At 69.1% G+C, this 18,991-nt stretch carries 16 protein-coding genes; 7 read left to right on the forward strand and 9 right to left on the reverse strand.

Annotated features, from left to right (window positions below; genetic code table 11):
• Both H7I87_RS26075 and H7I87_RS26080 read left to right on the forward strand, forming a co-directional pair.
• Positions 1-1,343, forward strand: a 1,343-nt coding sequence (locus H7I87_RS26075) for an acyltransferase domain-containing protein (RefSeq protein WP_264002943.1), incomplete at its 5' end; no start/stop codon positions are given.
• 160 nt (positions 1,344-1,503) lie between these two features.
• Entirely contained in the window at positions 1,504-2,565 is a 1,062-nt protein-coding gene (locus H7I87_RS26080; RefSeq protein WP_011725259.1) for a type III polyketide synthase, read from the forward strand.
• Here H7I87_RS26080 and H7I87_RS26085 read toward each other — a convergent pair.
• The 4 genes from H7I87_RS26085 to H7I87_RS26100 all read right to left on the reverse strand — a co-directional run bounded on the left by H7I87_RS26085 (position 2,548) and on the right by H7I87_RS26100 (position 7,639).
• Positions 2,548-3,831, reverse strand: coding sequence for a cytochrome P450 (locus H7I87_RS26085; protein WP_011725258.1), 1,284 nt, complete (start codon positions 3,829-3,831; stop codon positions 2,548-2,550). The genes H7I87_RS26080 and H7I87_RS26085 overlap by 18 nt on opposite strands.
• Positions 3,832-3,836: 5 nt before the next feature.
• Positions 3,837-5,612 (reverse strand): ABC-F family ATP-binding cassette domain-containing protein, encoded by a 1,776-nt coding sequence (locus H7I87_RS26090; RefSeq protein ID WP_033722713.1) that lies wholly within the window; start codon positions 5,610-5,612, stop codon positions 3,837-3,839.
• A 191-nt stretch (positions 5,613-5,803) separates the two neighbouring features.
• A complete protein-coding gene (locus H7I87_RS26095; protein WP_011725256.1) occupies positions 5,804-6,493 on the reverse strand; it encodes a PAS and ANTAR domain-containing protein in 690 nt (229 codons plus the stop codon).
• Positions 6,494-6,685: 192 nt separating this feature from the next.
• Positions 6,686-7,639, reverse strand: coding sequence for a LysR family transcriptional regulator (locus H7I87_RS26100; protein ID WP_011725255.1), 954 nt, complete (start codon positions 7,637-7,639; stop codon positions 6,686-6,688).
• A gap of 150 nt (positions 7,640-7,789) precedes the next feature.
• On the opposite strand from H7I87_RS26100, the gene H7I87_RS26105 reads away from it, so the two are divergent.
• Genes H7I87_RS26105 through H7I87_RS26125 form a run of 5 tightly spaced genes read left to right on the forward strand, consistent with a single transcriptional unit; the run spans position 7,790 to position 12,501 of the window.
• Positions 7,790-8,683 (forward strand): SDR family NAD(P)-dependent oxidoreductase, encoded by an 894-nt coding sequence (locus H7I87_RS26105; RefSeq protein ID WP_175609954.1) that lies wholly within the window; start codon positions 7,790-7,792, stop codon positions 8,681-8,683.
• Between the two features lie 4 nt (positions 8,684-8,687).
• On the forward strand, positions 8,688-9,824 hold the full coding sequence (locus tag H7I87_RS26110) for a sulfotransferase family protein (RefSeq protein ID WP_011725253.1): 1,137 nt from the start codon (positions 8,688-8,690) through the stop codon (positions 9,822-9,824).
• Positions 9,825-9,831: 7 nt separating this feature from the next.
• Positions 9,832-10,896 (forward strand): DUF7064 domain-containing protein, encoded by a 1,065-nt coding sequence (locus H7I87_RS26115; protein ID WP_023863932.1) that lies wholly within the window; start codon positions 9,832-9,834, stop codon positions 10,894-10,896.
• A 6-nt stretch (positions 10,897-10,902) separates the two neighbouring features.
• Positions 10,903-11,715 carry a mycofactocin-coupled SDR family oxidoreductase gene (locus tag H7I87_RS26120; protein WP_011725251.1) on the forward strand — a complete coding sequence of 271 codons (813 nt, stop codon included), beginning with the start codon at positions 10,903-10,905 and terminating at the stop codon, positions 11,713-11,715.
• A 15-nt stretch (positions 11,716-11,730) separates the two neighbouring features.
• On the forward strand, positions 11,731-12,501 hold the full coding sequence (locus H7I87_RS26125; protein ID WP_011725250.1) for an SDR family NAD(P)-dependent oxidoreductase: 771 nt from the start codon (positions 11,731-11,733) through the stop codon (positions 12,499-12,501).
• Positions 12,502-12,602: 101 nt separating this feature from the next.
• Here H7I87_RS26125 and H7I87_RS26130 read toward each other — a convergent pair whose 3' ends face one another.
• From H7I87_RS26130 to H7I87_RS26150, 5 genes are read right to left on the reverse strand one after another with little or no spacing between them, the layout of a single operon-like run.
• Entirely contained in the window at positions 12,603-13,709 is a 1,107-nt protein-coding gene (locus tag H7I87_RS26130) for an enolase C-terminal domain-like protein (RefSeq protein WP_011725249.1), read from the reverse strand.
• Positions 13,706-14,728: an SDR family oxidoreductase gene (locus tag H7I87_RS26135; protein WP_009977275.1), complete on the reverse strand. Its 1,023-nt coding sequence runs from the start codon at positions 14,726-14,728 to the stop codon at positions 13,706-13,708. The genes H7I87_RS26130 and H7I87_RS26135 overlap by 4 nt, the downstream gene beginning before the upstream one ends.
• A 30-nt stretch (positions 14,729-14,758) precedes the next feature.
• On the reverse strand, positions 14,759-16,555 hold the full coding sequence (locus H7I87_RS26140) for a glycoside hydrolase family 15 protein (RefSeq protein WP_011725248.1): 1,797 nt from the start codon (positions 16,553-16,555) through the stop codon (positions 14,759-14,761).
• Positions 16,548-18,245 (reverse strand): GMC family oxidoreductase, encoded by a 1,698-nt coding sequence (locus H7I87_RS26145; RefSeq protein WP_024636968.1) that lies wholly within the window; start codon positions 18,243-18,245, stop codon positions 16,548-16,550. The genes H7I87_RS26140 and H7I87_RS26145 overlap by 8 nt, the downstream gene beginning before the upstream one ends.
• Entirely contained in the window at positions 18,245-18,991 is a 747-nt protein-coding gene (locus H7I87_RS26150; protein ID WP_011725246.1) for a gluconate 2-dehydrogenase subunit 3 family protein, read from the reverse strand. Before H7I87_RS26150 ends, H7I87_RS26145 begins: the two co-directional genes overlap by 1 nt.

An 18,991-nucleotide genomic window follows, 5' to 3' on the forward strand; every position in this document is an offset into this window, starting at 1 on the left:
TGGTGATGGGGCATTCGGTGGGTGAGATCGCCGCGGCGTGTGTGGCGGGGGTGTTGTCGCTGCGGGATGCGGCGCGGTTGGTGGCGGCCCGGGGTGCGTTGATGGCGGCGCTGCCGCCCGGCGGTGTGATGGTGGCGGTGACCGCGACCGAGGCGCAGGTGGCGCCGCTGGTGGGTGGTGGGGTGAGCATCGCGGCGGTCAACGGCCCCGACGCGGTGGTGCTCTCCGGTGAGCAGGAAGCCGTGTCGGCGGTGGCGGAGCGGTTGGCCGGCTCGGGCGCGCGGGTGCACCGGTTGGCGGTCTCGCATGCGTTTCACTCGGCCCTGATGGAGCCGATGCTGGACGGTTTTGCCGCCGCGGCGGCCGGTATCGAGCCGCGGCCCCCGCGAATCCCTTTGGTGTCCAACCTGACCGGACAACTCGCCGGCCCCGGCTACGGCACGCCACAGTACTGGGTCGAGCACGTCCGCCGGCCGGTCCGGTTCGTCGACGGTGTGCGGCTGGCCGAATCCCAGGGTGCCGGCGTGTTCCTGGAAGTCGGCCCGGGCGCGGCCCTGACGGCCGCGGTGGACCAATCGCTGAGCACCGAGGGCGCCACCGCGATCGCCACCCTGCCCAAGGACCGCCCCGAGACCGAATCGGCGCTGCACGCGGCCGGGCACCTGTTCACCCGCGGCCACCGCCTCGACTGGGCGGGTGTGTTCGCCGGCCTGCCCGCCCGTCGCGTCGATCTGCCGACGTATGCCTTTGCACGCGAACGCTTTTGGCTGGGCGGCGCATCGTTGGCCGGCGCCCCGGCGGGAGCGGCGCCGGTGGGGGGCGGCACGCGTGCCCCCGAGCTGGCGCACCGCCTGCACGCACTGCCCCGCGACGAACAGCAGCGGGTGCTGCGCGAATTGGTCTGCGAGCACGCGGCCGCGGTGCTCGGGCACCCCGGCGGTGACGCCATCGACCCCGACCGCGCCTTCGCCGATCTCGGGTTCGACTCACTGATCGGGGTCGAATTGCGCAACCGCCTCACCACGCATACCGGGACGGCGTTGTCGCGCACCCTGATCTTCGACTACCCGACGCCGGCCGCGCTGGCCGACCATCTTCGCCAGCAACTGCTGCACGACGAGGACCCGGAATCCGACGACGAGAGAATCTGGTCGGCGCTGCGCAGAATTCCGCTGCGCGAGCTGCGGCGGACCGGATTGCTCGACAAACTCCTATTGCTCGCCGGTATGCCGGAAACCGCGACCACCGACGCGAAAATCAGCGACGCGGATATCGACTCGTTAAGCCCCGACGCGCTGATCGCGATGGCGCTGAACTCGGCGGACGACGACGAGGCCGAATGACGAAATCCCCGCTGGCCGACCCGATTACACGCACCGAAAATCGGCCCAATAACACATGTGTTCAATACATCGAACTTTTGCGCGACCCCATCCGAACGCATAAACTTCGGGGTTTAGCGGGAATCGTGTCCAAGTCGGTTGGCAATCAAGAGAGTAAAGCATGAGCGTCATCGCGGGTGTGTTCGGCGCCGTGCCGCCGCATCGTTACAGCCAACGCGAAATCACCGACGAGATCGTGAAGTTCCCCGCGCTACGCGAACACGAAGAGGTCGTCCGGCGCCTGCACGCCGCCGCCAAGGTCAACAGCCGCCACTTCGTGCTGCCGCTGCAGCAGTACCACTCGCTGACCGATTTCGGCGAGGTCAACGAGATCTTCATCGACAAGGCCGTCCAAATCGGCTGCGACGCATTACTCGGCGCCCTCGACGAGGCGGGCCTGCGGCCGCAGGACATCGACATGATCGCCACCACCACGGTCACCGGGGTGGCGGTGCCGTCGCTGGACGCCCGGATCGCCGGGCGGCTGGGCCTGCGCCCCGACGTGCGCCGAGTGCCGCTGTTCGGGCTGGGCTGCGCGGCCGGGGCCGCGGGGGTGGGCCGGTTGCACGATTACCTGCGTGGCGCTCCTGACGGCGTCGCCGCCCTGGTGTCGGTCGAGCTGTGTTCGCTCACCTTCCCGACGGTCAAGCCGACGGTGTCGGGACTGGTCGGGACGGCGATGTTCGGGGACGGCGCCGCCGCGGTGGTCGCCGTGGGGGACCGGCGCGCCGAGCGGCTCGGCGCCACCGGCCCCGACATCCTGGACTCGCGCAGCCGGCTCTATCCGGAAACGCTGCACATCATGGGTTGGAACATCGGCTCGGCCGGAATGCAGCTGGTGATGTCCCCGGAACTGCCGGCCGTCGTCGAAAAGCACCTGGCCGACGACGTGACCGGCTTCCTCGCCGCCCACGGCCTGACCACCGGCGACGTCGGCGCGTGGATCACCCACCCGGCCGGCCCCAAGGTCATCACGGCGATCGCCGCGACGCTCGACCTGCCCGCGGAGGCGCACGAACTGACCTGGCGTTCGCTCGGCGAGGTCGCCAACCTGTCGTCGGCGTCGGTGCTGCACATCCTGCGCGACACCATCGCCAAGCCGCCCCCGGCCGGCAGCCCGGCGCTGATGCTGGCCGTGGGTCCCGGCTTCGGTTCCGAGCTGGTGCTACTGCGCTGGCACTGAGTCGATCACCTCGACCGTGAGGCCCGGCGTGGGCCGCAGCGCGGCGACATTGGCCGCGCGCAGGCGCTGAGCGGGTAACCGCAGCCGGGTGCGGGCCAGCAGCCGCGCGAGCATCACCGTCATCTCGGTGGTGGCCATCGCGGCCCCCACGCAGCGGTGCAGCCCCGCACTGAACGGGATGAACTCGTGCGGCGCCGGCCGGCGATACCCGGGAGCATCGGGGTTCCACCGTTCGGGCGCGAATCTCATTGGCTCGGGCCATATTTCAGGAAGCCGGTGGGTGACGTACGGGCTGAAGATCAACAGCCGCCCCGATCGGATCCGCCTGCCCTCGAAGCGCAGATCGCGCATCACCCGGCGCGCGGAGATCACCCCGGGCGGGTACAGCCGCAGGGTTTCGTGAACGACGCCGTTCAGGTAGGTCAACCCGCTCAGGTCGGCCGCGGCCGGCAGCCGTCCGGCGAGTACCCGCCGCACTTCGCCGGCCGCCGTGGCCCACGCGCCGGGCTGCGACAGCAGCAGGTAGACCGCCCAGGCCAGCGCGCCGCTGGTGGTCTCGTAGCCGGCCGTGACGAGCGACACGATGGCATCGCGAATCTCGTTGTCGTTCAATGCATAACCCTCGTCGCCGCGGCCGTCGATCAACATGGTCAACATGTGGTCGTCCGGGTTGGGCGCAGCGCGGGCCTCGGCGATCAGAGTGTCGACAAGGTTGTTGATGCGCTGTCGCGCGGCCATCGCCCGCCGCCACGCCGGGGCGTTGATCCGCCGCTGCAGGCCCACCAGTTGCGGCGGCTGGTGGGTCAGGTCGAGCAGCGGCTGCAGGTATTCGCCGAGGGCGTCGGAGTGCACGGCCAAGCGCCGGCCGAACAGACTCTCGGCGGTGCTGCGCCGCACCGCCGCGCGGCAGTGCTGGTAGACGTCCAGCCGCTGCCCGGGCCGCCAGCCGTCGATGACCCGGTCGATGCACGACACCATGGTGGTCACATAGTCCTGGATCTGCCGGTGCCGCAGCCCGGGCGCCACCACGCTGCGGCGGCGCCGGTGGTCGTCGCCGTCGCTGACGATCAGCGCGGTGGGCCCGTCGACCAGGGCCAGGTTCTCGAACGTCGCCCGCCAGCTGAAGGCGTCGGCGTTGGCGAACACAAACTTGTTTGCCTCGGCCCCGAGCAGCAGGGTGTAGCCGCGCCGGCCCGCCCCGGCGTCGATCACCGGGCCCCGGCGCCGGTACAGCGCGAGCAATGCCTCACCGGGCCGGTAGCGCACGGGTCTCATTCGAGCAGCTCCGACAGTTCCAGCCAGCGGCTCTCGGCCGCGGCGACCTCGTCCTCCAGCGCGCGCAGCTCACGGGTGAGCCGGGTGATGCCGACGTGATCGGACTGGTCGTGCGCGGCGAGCTCCTCGTGCTTGTCCTTGATTTGTTCGGCCAGCCGCGCCAGCCGGCGGTCGGCCGCGGCCAGCTCCTTCTCCGCGGCGCGCCGCTGCGCGCCCGACATCGCTTGCGGCGCAACGGAAGTCGGCCCGGCGGGCGGTGCCGCGTCGCGCCGCTGGGCGGCCAGCCGCAGGTACTCGTCGATGCCGCCGGGCAGATGCCGCAACCGGCCGTCGAGCACCGCGTACTGCTGATCGGTGACCCGCTCCAGCAGGTAGCGGTCGTGCGAGACGACGATCAGCGTGCCCGGCCAGGAGTCGAGCAGATCCTCCATGGCGGCGAGCGTGTCGGTGTCGACGTCGTTGGTCGGCTCGTCCAGCAGCAACACGTTGGGCTCGGACAGCAGCGTCAGCATCAGCTGCAGCCGCCGCCGCTGGCCGCCGGACAGGTCGCCGACCCGCGCCGCGAGCTGGCCCCGGCCGAAACCGAGCCGCTCCAGCAGTTGGGCCGGCGTCACCTCACGGCCGTCCACCCGATAGCCGGCGCGCAGCCGGCCCAGCACGTCGCTGATCCGGTCGTCGGCGATCGCGGCCAGCTCCGCTCCCCGCTGGTCGAGCACGCCGAGCTGGACGGTCTTGCCGCGCTTGACCCGCCCGCTGTCGGGCCGCACGGTGCCGTCGATCAAGCCCAGCAGGGTCGACTTGCCGGCGCCGTTGGCCCCGACGATGCCGGTGCGCTCGCCGGGGGCGATCCGCCATTCGACGTCGCGCAGCACCGGGCGCCCGTCAAAGGAGACCGACACGTCGAGCAGGTCCACCACGTCCTTGCCGAGCCGGGCGGTGGCCAGCTTGGCCAGCTCGACGCTGTTGCGCAGCGGCGGGACGTCGGCGATCAGCTGGTTGGCCGCCTCGATCCGGAACTTGGGCTTGGAGGTGCGCGCCGGCGCGCCGCGGCGCAACCAGGCCAGCTCCTTGCGCATCAGGTTCTGCCGCTTGGCCTCGGCGGCCGCGGCCATCCGGTCGCGCTCGACGCGTTGCAGGACGTAGGCCGCGTAGCCGCCGTCGAACGGTTCGACGATCCCGTCGTGCACCTCCCAGGTGGTGGTGGCGACCTCGTCGAGGAACCAGCGGTCGTGGGTGACCAGCAGCAGCCCGCCGGTGTTGCGGGCCCACCGCTGCCGCAGATGCCCGGCCAGCCAGGTGATGCCCTCGATGTCCAGGTGGTTGGTCGGCTCGTCGAGCGCGATGACGTCCCACTCGCCGATCAGCAACCGGGCCAGCTGCACCCGGCGGCGCTGACCACCCGACAGCGTGGAAACGCTTGCCCGCCAATCGATGTCGGAGACCAGGCCGGCCACCACGTCGCGCACCCGCGGGTCGCCGGCCCACTGGTGTTCGGCTGCGTCGCCGACCAGTGTCCAGCCCACGCTGTGGTCCGGGTCCAACGTGTCGGCCTGGCTGAGCGCGCCGACCCGCAGCCCGCTGCGCCGGGTGACCCGGCCGGCGTCGGGTTGTTGTTCGCCGGTCAGCAGCCGCAGCAGGCTTGATTTGCCGTCGCCGTTGCGCCCGACGATGCCGATGCGGGCGCCGTCGTTGACCCCGAGCGTGATCGACTCGAAGACCACCTGTGTCGGGTATTCCAGGTGTACGGCCTCAGCTCCCAGTAGGTGCGCCACCGGCCCGACCCTAGCGCGGCGACGATGCCGGCCGGTGACGGCCGGAGGAGGAGTCGCGCAATCCGGCCCTGCGCGGCGACGATGCCGGCCGGTGACGGCCGGAGGAGGAGTCGCGCAATCCGGCCCTGCGCGGCGACGATGCCGGGCCGGTGACGGCCGGAGGAGGAGTCGTGCAATCCGACCCTGCGCGGTCATTCCAGGGTCAGCAGGGCGTGGTCGACCTGGCGCTGCATTCCCGGGGACGCCTTGCTGGCCACCGCGTCCAGGAACCGGCCGGCGACGTCGCGCAGCTTGAGGTTGGTTTCCTGCGAGCGCCACACCAGGATGTCGAACGCCCGCTCGGCGGAGATGCCATAGGCGGCCATCAGCACCCCCTTGGCCTGCTCGATGCGGGCCCGGGAGTCGGCCACCGCCGAGAGCACGTTGGTGATGTCGGAGTGCAGCGAGTCGGTGACGTCGACGTAGAAGCCGGAGGTGCCGGCCAGCGCGCCGGAGTCGTCGAGCATCCGATCGCCCGCGACGACGACCCAGTGGGTGCGTCCGGCGGTGTCGACGATGCGGTGCCGGCTGCTGAACGGCTTGCCCCGCATCACCTGGTCCAGCACGGCCGCCACCCGCTCGCGGTCGTCGGGGTGCTTGTGCTGCAGCAGCAGCTCCGTGCTGGGCTGCACCTGCCCGGGCCGGTAGCCGTGCATGCGCGCCACCGCGTCCGACCACTCCCAGCGGTGGCCGTCCAGGAAGAACCGGAACCTGCCGACGCGCTGCGGCTCACCCAGGCCCAGCACCCGCTCGACCGCGCTGAGGTCGCCGTCGCCCTCGACGACGTCCGAGCCGAGCGGCTCCGCACACGGGACGGTTTCGTCGTTGGAATTCACTGTCATGGCCGCCAGATCCCTTCCATGCAACCGCTGGGAGAAGTTGACATATCGATTCCCCGTTTGGCGCGCTTCCATACCTGCTCGTGCTGGGGAGGCGCTCAGTGTGTGATCGAGGTTGCCGGCCAACCTGAAGCACGCGTTGGTCGAAGTTGTTGCTCGCACACTCGCGGTGTCAAGGTGCGTCCCGTCAACCGTTCATGTGACTGCGGGATCCCATGGTTGTGGTGATAGGAGTCGAGCTGGCCACCGTCCAGTTTTGATGAGGTGTGCGGTCTCTTCGCGCAGGATGTTGCCGACTTTTGCGGTGACTTCTCGTGGGAGCTCTAGGTTGGACGTGGCCGCGACACCGACCCTGTGAGTAAGGGGTGGCTCGGTCAACGGGGTGTATCGCAATTGATTGGAGTCAATTTCGTTGAGGCAGGCGGAAAGCGGGAGAACTCCGTAGACGAGGCCGGCCGCAACGAGCCGTTTGGTCAGCGCTAGGGAATCTGTGGCTATTCGCCAGCTGATCTTGACTTTCCTTCGCAGCGCGGCATTTTCGATCACGTTCCCGATACCGGTGTGTGATCGAGGGACCACCAGTGGTAGCTCTACGAGTTCGGTGAAGGGCATCATCTGACCGGAATCGAGGCCCGAGGTCGCTGCGCCGACGACCACGAGGTCTTCGGTGAGTAGATCGCGGTAGAAGATTCGGTCGTCCGGCACTGGGTTGATCACAGCGACGTCGACGGCGCCCTTCAACATCGCTTCGACGAGCTGGTCGGTGCTTCCGGTCTCCACGGAGAAAGTCACCTTCGGAAAAGCGGCGGCCAAGCTGGACAGCAGGTGTGCAGCGAAGACGTCGACCGTTGTGTCGAGTATGCCTAGGCGGACGCCGCGCGCGAGCCTGGCTATCGGTGATCCGGCGTATTGCATGGCCAGCTCGAGTTGGCGCAGCGGTGCAGCGGTGGATGCTCGTAGCCGTTCCCCCTCCTCGGTCAGTTGCACCCCGCGGCGGGTTCGGCGGAAGAGCGCGACACCGAGGTCCTCTTCGAGCAGGCGGATCTGGCGGCTCAGCGCCGGCTGCGCGATGCCGAGCGAGGCGGCCGCGCCGGTGATCGAGCCCTGTTCTGCGATGCGCAGGAAGTACTTCAGCCGATGAGTGTCCACTGCTGCACAGATATACCAGGCATCAAGAATCGGTATGACTGCGTTCCGTAATTGGTATTACCTCATCGGTCGTCCCCGGCTCTAACGTCGCAACCGAGCGAGCACGTTCTAATGCGATAACGCGCTGATATGTCGTGTGTATCGCCTCCGGTGAAGGGAGCCGTCGTGACAATCCAGGATGAAAAGCAGGACTGGGCAGAAGTGCTGGGGTTTGACCGGCTGCCGGAGCACATTGTCGATAAGCGGGTCACCGAGTTGATGGATCTGTCCGGCAAGAAGGCTGTTGTCACTGGCGCCGGGGGAGACGGCCTGGGTCAGGCGATCGCCAATCGGCTGGGCGGGCTGGGTGCCGACATCGCGCTGATTGGCCGCACGCTGGAAAAAGTGCAACGTCGTGGTCGCGAAGTCGAGGAACGCTGGGGGGTCAAGACGGTCGCGATCAGCGCCGACATGTCGGACTGGGATCAAGTGCATAATGCCGTGCGCGAGGCGCACTGGCAGCTGGGTGGTCTCGACATCATGGTCAACAACCCGGTGATGGTCGCCGGAGGGCTGTTCGAGACTCAGACCAAGGAGCAGATCGACTTCACCGTGCTCGGCAGCCTGACGATGATGATGTACGGCGCACACGCCGCACTGCAGTTCCTGCTTCCTCAGGGGTCGGGGAAGATCATCAATATCGGCTCGGTCGGTGGTCGTATCCAGCAGCGGGGCCTTGTTGTGTACAACGCGTGTAAGGCCGGTGTGATCGGGTTCACCCGCAACCTTGCCCATGAGGTGGCTCTGCGCGGAGTGAACGTGCTTGGCGTGGCGCCCGGCATCATGCTCAATCCCCAACTCAAGCAATATGTTTTGGATCCGCAGGACGACCAGGAGCGCGCGGGACGCGATGCGATGATTGAGGCGATCACACAGCAGGTGCAGCTCGGCCGGGCCTCGCTTCCGGAGGAAGCCGCGAATATGGTTGCCTTCCTTGCTACCGAGGCCGCCGATTATCTGTGCGGTCAGACCATCGATGTCGCCGGCGGACAGTGGATGGGCTGATCCAATGCCGGCAGTCAACGATCTCCTGCAAACCGCGGTTGCCCAGACCGGTCTCGACGATTTCGGGGATGATTCCTTTCGAGAAGGCCTCGAGATACTGTTGACGTCGCTGCGCGATGAGGCCCGGCTCAACGCCAAAGGTGAGGCCTTCATCTATCCGCGGATCACCGCATACCTTGCTCAGCGGCTGCAGGTCGAGGATTGGTACCGCCGGCATCCCGAGATCGACGAGGTGTCCCTCGAGTCTCCGCTGATCGGGCTCGGCTTGCCGCGCACAGGGTCGACGGCATTGTCGATGCTGCTCGCTCAGGACCCCGATGTCCGGTATCTGCGCAAATGGGAGTCCTCCCAACCGTGTCCGCCGCCGTCGACCGTGTGCGGTGTGGATCCGCGCATCCCGCCCGGCAAGGGGGAAATGATCGGCACTCGCCACCATGTGCCCACGGACGCCAACGGGCCGATGGAATGTCACGAGCTGATGGCTCTGAGTTTCGCCTCCCACCTGTTCCAGTCGCTGGCCCAAGTTCCCACCTATTCGGCGTGGCTGGTGGCCGACGCCGACCTCACCTCGGCGCTCGCGTACGAGCGTCGGGTGCTCAAGCTGCTGGCCTGGGGTGAGCCGACGCGGCCGTGGAGGCTGAAATGCCCCTCGCACGTGCTCTGGCTTGACCGCCTGGCCGCGGTCTTCCCAGACGCCAAATTCGTGATGACGCACCGTGATCCCACCGACGTCATCCTGTCAGTCGCCGACCTCTACGCCGACATCATCGGCCAGTTCACCGACGACATCGACCGCCCCTATATCGGGCGGCTCAACGTCGAGCATTGGTCGTTGGGCATGGCCCGCACGCTGCAGTTCCGGGCAGCGGGCAACGATAACCGGTTCTATGACATCGACTTTCGCGCGATGCAGGCCGACCCGATCGGCGAGGTGACGGGATTATATCGCTGGCTTGGCGAACAGGTCAGCGACGAATTCGAGGGCCGAATGAACAGCTGGTGGGCGCAGGCGGCAACCGAGCGCGAACCCAGCAGCCATGCTGACCCTGTTCAGTTCGGGATCGACCTGGATTCGATACGGCCGCTGTTCGCCGACTACATCACGGCCGCCGCCGACTGGACCGCACACGCCGACATCTAGGAGAGCCATGGCTATTGACCTCACTGGTGGCATCGACCCATCGCGCGAACTCGTGTTCGCTGAGCGTCCAGAGAACCCGGAGATGCGAGACTCGGTGAGCTTCTGGGTCGTCGACGATCGCGGCGAGATCGGCCTGCCGAGGATCGGAATCGAAGCCGTCGCAGCCAATTGGGATGCCCACGACATCCAAGTCAACGTCGCTTACCCCGACGGTCGGGTGTACCGCCTGAGAGCCAACGGTCCGTCCCTGCCCGCGGCGGGACCGGACGGCCGGCCGACGGTGTTGGGGGCAGGGGGATTGGCGTTCCGCTGCGTCGAACCATTTCACACATGGACGATGACCTACGAGGGCAAGGCCGTGCAGACGTCGTCGGCCGATCTGGTCAGCGGGCGCAAGGACGGCCCGTTGGTCGACGTCGCTTTTGAGGTTGAGGCCGCGATGGCGGTGCCGCCCTGGGTTCAGGGCGCCTTACACACCGATGCAGGCCAACAACTGAAGTCATCCATCGAGGGCAACCTGATGGGCGGCCCCCGCTATGAACAACTCTTTCGGGCGGCCGGGTCGGTGACGGTCGACGGCAGCGAGCGGCGGTTCAGCGGCAGTGGTCTGCGGATCCGCCGCCAAGGGGTGCGCAAGCTAGCCGGCTTTTGGGGGCATGCCTGGCAGTCGGCGGTGTTTCCGAGCGGAAAAGCGTTCGGCTACATCGCCTATCCGCCGCGGCCGGACGGCCAGCCCACGTTCAACGAGGGCTACGTCTTTACCGGCGACGGGCCGCTGATCCCGGCGCGCGTCGTGCGGGCGCCGTGGCTGACGCGGTTGCAGGCCCTGGGCGAAGACGTGTCACTGGTATTGGAAACCGGCCACGGCGTCGTCGCCGTCGAGGGAGAGACGGTGTTCTCCACCCACGACATCCATCACGACGACGACTCCTACTCCGTACATGCCATGAAGAAGGAGATGCCCAGTTTCCCCGCACTGCAGCAAGCCGGTGTGCGCTACCGCTGGGACGGCGAGGAGACCTACGGCATGCTCGAACGCTCCAACCCGCTCGACAAGATTCATCGGGACTGAACTGCCGTGGCGGACAACAAAGTAGCTCTCATCACCGGAGCCGCGCGTGGGCAGGGACGTGCCCACGCGGTGCGGCTCAGCGCCGGCGGCGCCGACGTCATCGCGGTCGACATCGCCGGGCAACTACCCGAAAGCGTCCCATATGAGTCGCCGACTCCCGACGATCTCGCCGAGACCGCGCGACTGGTCGAAGCCAACGGCCGACGCGCGATCACCGCGGCGATCGATGTGCGTGACGGCGACAAATTGCGCGCGGCCGTGGGCGACGCAGTCGCCGAGCTTGGCCGTCTCGACATCATCGTCGCCAACGCGGGAATCTGTTGCCCGGCACCATGGGACCAAATCACCGACCAAGCATTCCGCGACACCATCGACACCAACGTGATCGGCACCTGGAACACCGTCATGGCAGGCGCTCACCACATCATCGCAGGGGGACGGGGCGGGTCGATCATCCTGATCGGTTCGGCAGCCGGTGTGAAAATGCAAGCGTTCATGGTGCATTACACCGCGAGCAAGCACGCCATCACCGGCATGGCCCGGGCCTTCGCCGCCGAGCTGGGCCGCTACAACATCCGCGTTAACAGCCTTCACCCCGGAGCTGTCGACACGCCCATGGGAACCGGACGTATGCGCGACGCGCTCGAGTCGGCGGCCGCGACGTATCCCCATTTGGAAGGCCTGCACAAGCCGCTGCTGCCCGACGGCATTGCGCAACCCGAAGACATCGCCGACGCGGTGGCCTGGCTCGCATCGGATCAATCGAGATTCGTTACCGCATCCGGTATCTCGGTCGACCTGGGTGTCGCCCACTGCTAGCGAGAGGATGGGCCCGTGCGCGGATTACAGGGCAAGACGTTCATCGTTGCAGGCGGAGCGACCGGAATCGGAGCCGCAACCGCCGAACGCCTCGCCAGCGAGGGAGCAGCAGTCACCGTCGGTGACATCAACATCGAAGGCGCCAACGCGACCGTCGGGCGGATCACGCAATCCGGCGGGCGCGCGATCGCGGTGGAATTCGACCTTGCCGACGACGCATCCGTTCGGAACCTCGTGCAGAAGACCATTGGCGAGTTCGGCGCCCTCCACGGCCTCCACAACGTCGGCGCAGATCTATCCGCCGAGAACCTCGGCCGCGACACCACGCTGTTGGACACCGATTTCGATGTCTGGCGCCGCACGCTCGACGTCAACCTCCTGGGTTACGTGCGCACCAGTCGCGCCGTCTTGGCGCATCTCCTCCAGCAAGGCAGCGGAAGCATCGTCAACACGTCCTCGGGAGGCTCGCTAGGCACCGACCCGATGCACGTCGCCTACAACGCCGCCAAAGCCGCCGTCAACCAACTCACCCGCCACATCGCGAACAACTGGGGCGCGCAAGGGGTCCGGTGCAACGGCGTCATGCCCGGCCTGGTCATGGGCGAAACCCAGAAGCAGCAGAACGACATTCAGTTGCAGCAGATGTTCCTGCAGGCCGCCAAGGTCACCCGCCTCGGAGAACCGCGCGACATCGCCGCGATCACTGCCTTCCTTCTCTCCGATGAGGCCGAATGGATCAACGGGCAGGTGTGGTACATCGGCGGCGCCTCACACATGCGCCAGTAGCAGGATTGGTATTCCCGCGAACGCGGCGTCGATGCCCTCAACTGTCGGCCCCGCACTCGAATTCACGAAATGCGTGGGCCCACAGGTCGTGACGAAGCCAGTCAGCGCATCCGGTACCGGTCGGCGTCGCGCTGTTTGAACTCCAGCCCGAATCCGGGCCGCTGTTGATCGGGCCGCAGCACGCCGCCCTGCGGCGACAGCGCGCCGTCGAAGAACATCCGCTCGATGCGGTGGTGGTCGTGGAAGTACTCCAGGTGCCGCAGGTTGGCGACGGCGGTGGCGACGTGGGCGTGCAGGTTGGGCGCGCAGTGCCCGGAGACGTCGACGTTGTGGGCGGCCGCCACGGCCGCCGCCCGCAGCCAGTCGGTGATGCCGCCGCACCGGGTGACGTCGATCTGCAGGCAGTCGACCGCGTCGGCGGCGAGCATCCGGTGAAAGTAGGCCAGGTCGTACCCGTACTCGCCGGCGGTGACGTCGGCGCTCACCTGGTCGCGCACCTCCCGCAGCCCGGCCAGGTCGTCGGAGGAGACCGGCTCCTCGAACCAGGTGACGTCGTGCCCGGCCATGGCGTGGGCCATCCGGATCGCCTGCTTGCGCCGGTAGCCGCCGTTGGCGTCCACATACAGTTCGGTGTCGGGCCCGATCACGGTGCGGGCCAGGGCAATTCGATCGAGATCGCGGCGCTCGTGCGACCCCCAGGACTCGCCGATCTTGATCTTGACGCGCGGGATCCGCCACTCGTGCACCCAGCGTTCCAGCTGGGCGCGGGTGGCGTTGTCGTCGTAGCTGGTGAAACCGCCGCTGCCGTAGATCGGCACCGAGTCGTGCGCCATGCCGAGCAGCCGGCACACCGGCAGGCCCAACAGCTTTCCCTTGAGGTCCCACAGCGCGGTGTCCACCGCGGAGATCGCGCAGGACACCAGGCCGGGCCGCCCGTTGTTGCGCATCGCGCGGACCATCGCCTGCCAGCGCGCCGGGACGTCCAGCGCGCTGTGTCCGGTGACCGAGCCGGCGAGCGCCCCGGTGATCAGCGCGGCGCAGGCGCCGTCGGCGTAGGTGTAGCCGATGCCGCGCCGCCCGCCGGCGGCCACCTCGGCCAGCACCAGCGTGGTCGACGACCAGGACAGGGTGCCGTCGGCTTCCGGTGCGTCGGTGGGGATTTGGTAAACCCGCGCGGTCACCTCGTCGATGGCCGGGTCGGGCGTCATCGCGTCCACCGGCGGGCCCGCGCCGCCAGCCAGGCGCCCAGCCCGGCGGCGCCGAGCGCGCCGGTGCCGCTGATTACCGGATGTTGGGAGGCCCACAGCTGCGGGCTGTGGGCGTGCGACGTGTCGTCGAATTCGCCGTGGGCGCCGTGATCGCTGCCCGGCTCCTGATCCAGCGGCTGCCAGAGGTTGTGCGGCCGGTCGCCGCCGACGGGCTGCTCGGTCTGCTGCGAGTCGTACCCGGTGCGGCCGAGGTAGCGGTCCAGCAACGGCGCCGCGAACTTCTGCGCGAGCAGCGTCACCATGGTGGAATCCCCGACCCAATACTGTTTGCGCCCTGGATGATCGGCGGCGTACAGCACGCCGCGGGCGGCGACCTCGGGCTGGTAGATCGGCGGCACCGGTTGCGGATGACGGGGCAGCCGGGACAGCACCCAGGAGAACTGCGGGGTGTTGACGGCGGGCATCTGCACCAGGGTGATCCGCACCCGCGAGCCCTCGTGCAGCAGTTCGCAGCGCACCGATTCGGTGAACCCGTTGACGGCGTGTTTGGCGCCGCAGTAGGCCGACTGCAGCGGGATCGACCGCTGGCTGAGCGCGGAGCCGACCTGCACGATGGTGCCGCGGTCGCGGGGCCGCATCTTGGCCAGCGCCGCCATGGTGCCGTGCACATAACCGAGGTAGGTCACCTCGGTCACCCGCTTGAACTCCTCGGCGCTGATCTCGCTGAACGGGGCGAACACCGAGGTGAAGGCAACGTTGACCCACACGTCGATGGGGCCGAAGGCGGCCTCGGTCTCGTCGGCGGCGGCGACGACGGCCGCGTGGTCGGCAACATCGGTCGGCAGGGCCAGCGCCTTGCCGCCGCCGGCCTCCACGTCGCGGGCCGCGCCCTGCAGCCCGGCGGCGCCGCGGGCCAGCAGGGCGACGTTCGCGCCGCGCCGGCCGAACTCCTTCGCGGTGGCCCGCCCGATCCCGGCGCTGGCCCCGGTGATCACCACCGTCTGGGTGGACTGTGTCATCGCAGAACTGCCTTTCGCTGCGGTCCGGTGTCAGTCATGGTGGACGGCGTCCTCGGCGAGGGTGGCGGTGCATTCCAGCATCAGCGCGTGCGCGAACGCCTGCGGCAGGTTGCCGCGCAGCTGGCGTTGCCGCACGTCGTATTCCTCGCAGAACAGCCCCGGCGGCCCGCACGCCGCCCGGTTGCGTTCGAACCAGCGCATCGCGCAATGGGTATGGCCCAGTTGATGTTCGGCCAACGCCATCATGAACCCGCAGAGCAGGAACGCGCCCTCCGCCTCGCCCAGGTCGCGCTCGTCGTGCCGGAAGCGGTAGACGAAACCGTCGTCGGTGAGGTCGCGGCGCACAGCGTCCAGGGTGGCCCGGGTGCGGGGGTCGTCGGCGGGCACCGCGCCGCGCACCGGCGGCAACAGCAGCGAGGCGTCGACGCCGGGCAGCCGCGGGCTGCGCTGCCAATAGCCGTGCGGGTGCAGGCTTTCCGATGCGGTGTCGGCCAGGATCGCGTCGGCCAGCGACGCGCACGCGGTCAGCTCCGGCCCGGCGCCGGCAAGCTTTGCGACGGCGCGCAGCCCGGCCACGCAGGCCAGCCGGGACTGCGTCCACCGCTCGTCCTGGATCTCCCAAACCCCGTAATCCGGTTCGCGCCAGCGCTTTTCGATGGCCCGGATGGCGGCCTGGGCGGCGCGCCAGCCCTCGGCGTCGAGCCGGTCGGCGGCCCCGGCCACCGCCAGCAGCTGCAGCGCCTCGCCGAACACGTCGAGCTGGAACTGCTGGTTGACCCAGTTGCCGACCTTGTCGGTGCCGCCGGGGTAGCCGGGCAGGTCGAGGGTCTCTTCGCCGGGCACGGCGCCGCCGGTGACGGTGTAGGCGGGTTTGAGGTTGGCGCCGTCCTCGAGCAGCCGGGCGCCGATGAATCCCACTGCCCGGTCCAGCAATTCGGTGGTGCCGACCGCGGCGGCGGCCATGCCGGCGTACACCTGGTCGCGGATCCAGGCGTAGCGGTAGTCGTAGTTCTGGTTGGTGTGCGCGCGTTCGGGCAGGCCGAGCGTCGCCGCGGCGACCATGCCGCCGCCGCAGCTGGTCAGCCCGCGCAGCACCGCATACGCGTGCCGGCCGTCCCGGGGCGCGATGGTGCAGTTCAGCGCGGGCACGCTGCGCTGCCAGGCGGCCGCGGTGGCATCCCAGGCCAGGCCGGCGTCGGGGAGCCGCTCGGGCAGGGTGCGTTCGGACAGCTCCAGCACCAGGTCGTGCCGGCCGCCCTCGTCGAGGGTGATCTCGCAGCCGAGCAGTTCGCCGGCGCCGTGGCCGGCCGAATCGACCGGGCGGGCGTCGCAGCCGGCCAGCCAGCGCCAGCGCAACCGGCCCGACCGTCCGCTCCACACCCCGTCGTCGTCGAGCCGGGGCCGGCCGGGGCCGTGCTTTCCGAACTCGGCAGCCGGGGCCAGCAGCACCCGTACCCGCACCGTGCCGCGGCAGGCCACCAGGCGCCGCAGCAGCACCACCCGCTCCGGGTCGCCCGGAAAGGCCAGCGCCTCACGGCATTCCACGATGCCGTCGCGGGTGATCCAGCGGTTGCGCCAGATCAGCGTGCCCGGCTCGTAGTAGCCGCCCCACACGTGCCGCACGTCGGTCGGGGTGATCGCGTAAACCCCGCCGCCCCCAACGAGATTGGAGAACACGGCGTCGGATTCCCAGCGCGGCGCGCACATCCACGCCACGTCGCCCTGCGGGCCGATCAGCGCGCCCCGCTCGCCGTCGGCGAGCAGCGCGTACTCGCGCAGCACCCGGGGCGCGAAGACGGTCCCGGCATCGACGGTCTGCTCAGCCACGGGCCGCCGCCTTCGACCTCCGTCCGGCGGCGGTGTCGACCTTGCCGGCGGCCAACCGCTCGGCCAGCCGGGAGGCCAACGCCATGATGGTCAGCGCGGGATTGGCCGAGCCCTGGGTCGGGCACACCGACCCGTCGGCCACAAACAGGTTCGGCACGCCCCACACCCGGTGATCGGAGTCGACCACCGAGTTGTCCGGCCGGGTACCCATCCGGGCGCCGCCGATCAGGTGGGCGAACCGCTCGATGGTGAGCACATCCTGGGCGTCGGCGGCGCGCAGGATGTCGCCGATCACGTTGGTGGAGTAGGCCATGTTGGCCTTGTCGTTGTCGCACAGCGTGTAGTCGAACCGGGCCACCGGGATGCCGTAGGCGTCCTTCTCGTCCGCCAGCGTCACCCGGTTGTCCGGCTGGGGCAACAGCTCGTTGAGCACGCCGATGGTCGCCCAGTGGTTGTAGTCGCGCATGTACTCCCGCAACGCCCGGCCCCAGTGCCCGTCGGCCAGCACGTGTTCGGCCCAGCCGATCGGCATCGGCGACACCGTCTGGATGGAGAAGCCGCGGGCGAACCCACGCGAGGAGTCGGTCTCGTAGAACTGCTCGGAGGTCACCTCCGGCGGAGGCGCCTTGTACATCCGAACCTCCTCCGACCACCGGCCCGCCGACTGGGTGGCGCCCTGCACCATCACATAACGGCCGACCTGGTCGTCGTTGTTGCCCAAGCCGTTCGGGAAGCGGTCGCTGACCGAGTTCAACAGCAGGCGGGGCGTTTCGATCGAATACCCCGCGATGGCAACCACTTTGGCGCGCTGCAGCCGTTCGGTGCCGCCCGCCTCGTCGTAGTAGACCACGCCGCGGGCGGCGCCGCTGCCGTCGAGTTCGACGCGGGCGGCCATGCAGTTGGCGCGGATCTCCACGTCGTGCGCCAGCGCGTCGGGCAGGTGCGTGACGTACGGGCTGGCCTTGGCGTTGACCTTGCAGCCCTGCAGGCAGTAGCCGCGATAGATGCAGTGCGGGCGATTGCCGAAGGTGCCGTTGACGATGCCCACCGGCCCCACCCGCATCTCGATGCCGAGCTTGAGCGCGCCCTCCCACAGTTTGGCGGCTGCACCCGAAATAGGGTGGGGGGCAAAGGAATAGCGATGCGGATCGCCCCACGGCCAGTTCTGCCCGGCCACCGGCAGCTCCAGCTCGACCTGCTCGTAGTGGCGGCGCAGGTCCTCGTACCGGATTGGCCAGTCGGCCCCCACCCCGTCCAGGGTGTAGGTGGCGAAGTCGCTGGGATGGAACCGCGGGGTGTAGCCGGCGTAGTGGATCATGGAGCCGCCCACCCCACGCCCGGAGTTGTTCTTGCCCAACTCGATCGGGTCGGCACCGCCGATGATGCGCTTCTGGGTCCAGTACAGCGGATGGGAGCCGGCCTCGTCGGACACCCAGTCCTCGTCGGGGTGCCAGAACGGGCCGGCCTCCAGGATCACCACCCGCCAGCCGGCGCGGGCCAGCCGCTGCGCCAGCACCGAGCCGCCGGCGCCGGCGCCGACCACGACCAGGTCGACCTCGTCGTCGTCGGCGTAGCGGCGCATGGTCCGTTCGCCGGGCAGGTCGCGCGAATGCACGTCGAGCAGGAAGCGGGAGTCGTTGTCCCGGGGTCCGACGGCCCCCTTGAGCAGGCCGCGCCAGAAGTCGCCCATCACAGCTCGCCGTTCTGCACGACCTGCACCGGGTCTTCGTCGGTGGCGCCGCGGGTCTCGTACGGCTCCCGCGCGGCCGCCGGCCCGGTGGCACCGCCGAGGCGCATGAACCCGCGCGGGTAGGCCGGGCCGCCGAAACCGATCTCGTTCCACGCCCACGGGTGAGAATAGAAGCCGGACAACGTCATTCGCATGCACACCGACCATGCGCGCTTGACGTTCAGGCTGTCCCAGCTGCCGCCGTGCAGCTCGCCCCGGGAGAATTCGTCGATGATCGCCTCCCGGGTCGGCGGCTCGGCGGCGGCGAACGAGTCGGCGCCGTATCGACGCGACGCGGTCTCGTCCAGCCCGCGCAGCACCAGCCGCCAGGTGTCGCGGTCGTCGGGCATGTCGGCGTACTGGTAGCCGTCCAGGCGGCCGTCGGCGAGCTTGGCGTCGACGGACTCGGCGACCGGCACCCGCGGCTCGACGTCCTGGGCCAGCACCGTGTCGCAGAACGCGCGCAGGCACGGCTCCTCCTCAGGGCCGAAAAACCGCAGCGGCCCCGGCGGTTCCAGCCGGGCCAGCACCACGTTGCGGGTGGCCTCGTCCCAGTGGCCGGCGGTCTGGAGCACGTCGAAATCGGGGTAGCGCCCGATCATCTGCGGTGTGGTGCCGCGGCGCTGCCGGGGCAGCCAGGACGGGTGCGGTGGCTTGCCGTCGTCGCGCAGGTTGGGCAGGTGGTCGGGGCGAGAGGTGTCGGCCAT

The sequence above is a fragment of the Mycobacterium timonense genome (genome assembly GCF_025821985.1).
Classification (GTDB): Bacteria; Actinomycetota; Actinomycetes; order Mycobacteriales; family Mycobacteriaceae; genus Mycobacterium; species Mycobacterium avium.

What these genes read in the sequence shown, in the direction of transcription:
- H7I87_RS26130 (WP_011725249.1), bottom strand. Translation starts at nt 13,709, where the DNA reads ATGACGCCCGACCCGGCCATCGACGAGGTGACCGCGCGGGTTTACCAA.
- H7I87_RS26115 (WP_023863932.1), top strand. Translation starts at nt 9,832, where the DNA reads ATGGCTATTGACCTCACTGGTGGCATCGACCCATCGCGCGAACTCGTG.
- H7I87_RS26150 (WP_011725246.1), bottom strand. Translation starts at nt 18,991, where the DNA reads ATGGCCGACACCTCTCGCCCCGACCACCTGCCCAACCTGCGCGACGAC.
- H7I87_RS26135 (WP_009977275.1), bottom strand. Translation starts at nt 14,728, where the DNA reads ATGACACAGTCCACCCAGACGGTGGTGATCACCGGGGCCAGCGCCGGG.
- H7I87_RS26145 (WP_024636968.1), bottom strand. Translation starts at nt 18,245, where the DNA reads ATGGGCGACTTCTGGCGCGGCCTGCTCAAGGGGGCCGTCGGACCCCGG.
- H7I87_RS26095 (WP_011725256.1), bottom strand. Translation starts at nt 6,493, where the DNA reads ATGACAGTGAATTCCAACGACGAAACCGTCCCGTGTGCGGAGCCGCTC.
- H7I87_RS26110 (WP_011725253.1), top strand. Translation starts at nt 8,688, where the DNA reads ATGCCGGCAGTCAACGATCTCCTGCAAACCGCGGTTGCCCAGACCGGT.
- H7I87_RS26080 (WP_011725259.1), top strand. Translation starts at nt 1,504, where the DNA reads ATGAGCGTCATCGCGGGTGTGTTCGGCGCCGTGCCGCCGCATCGTTAC.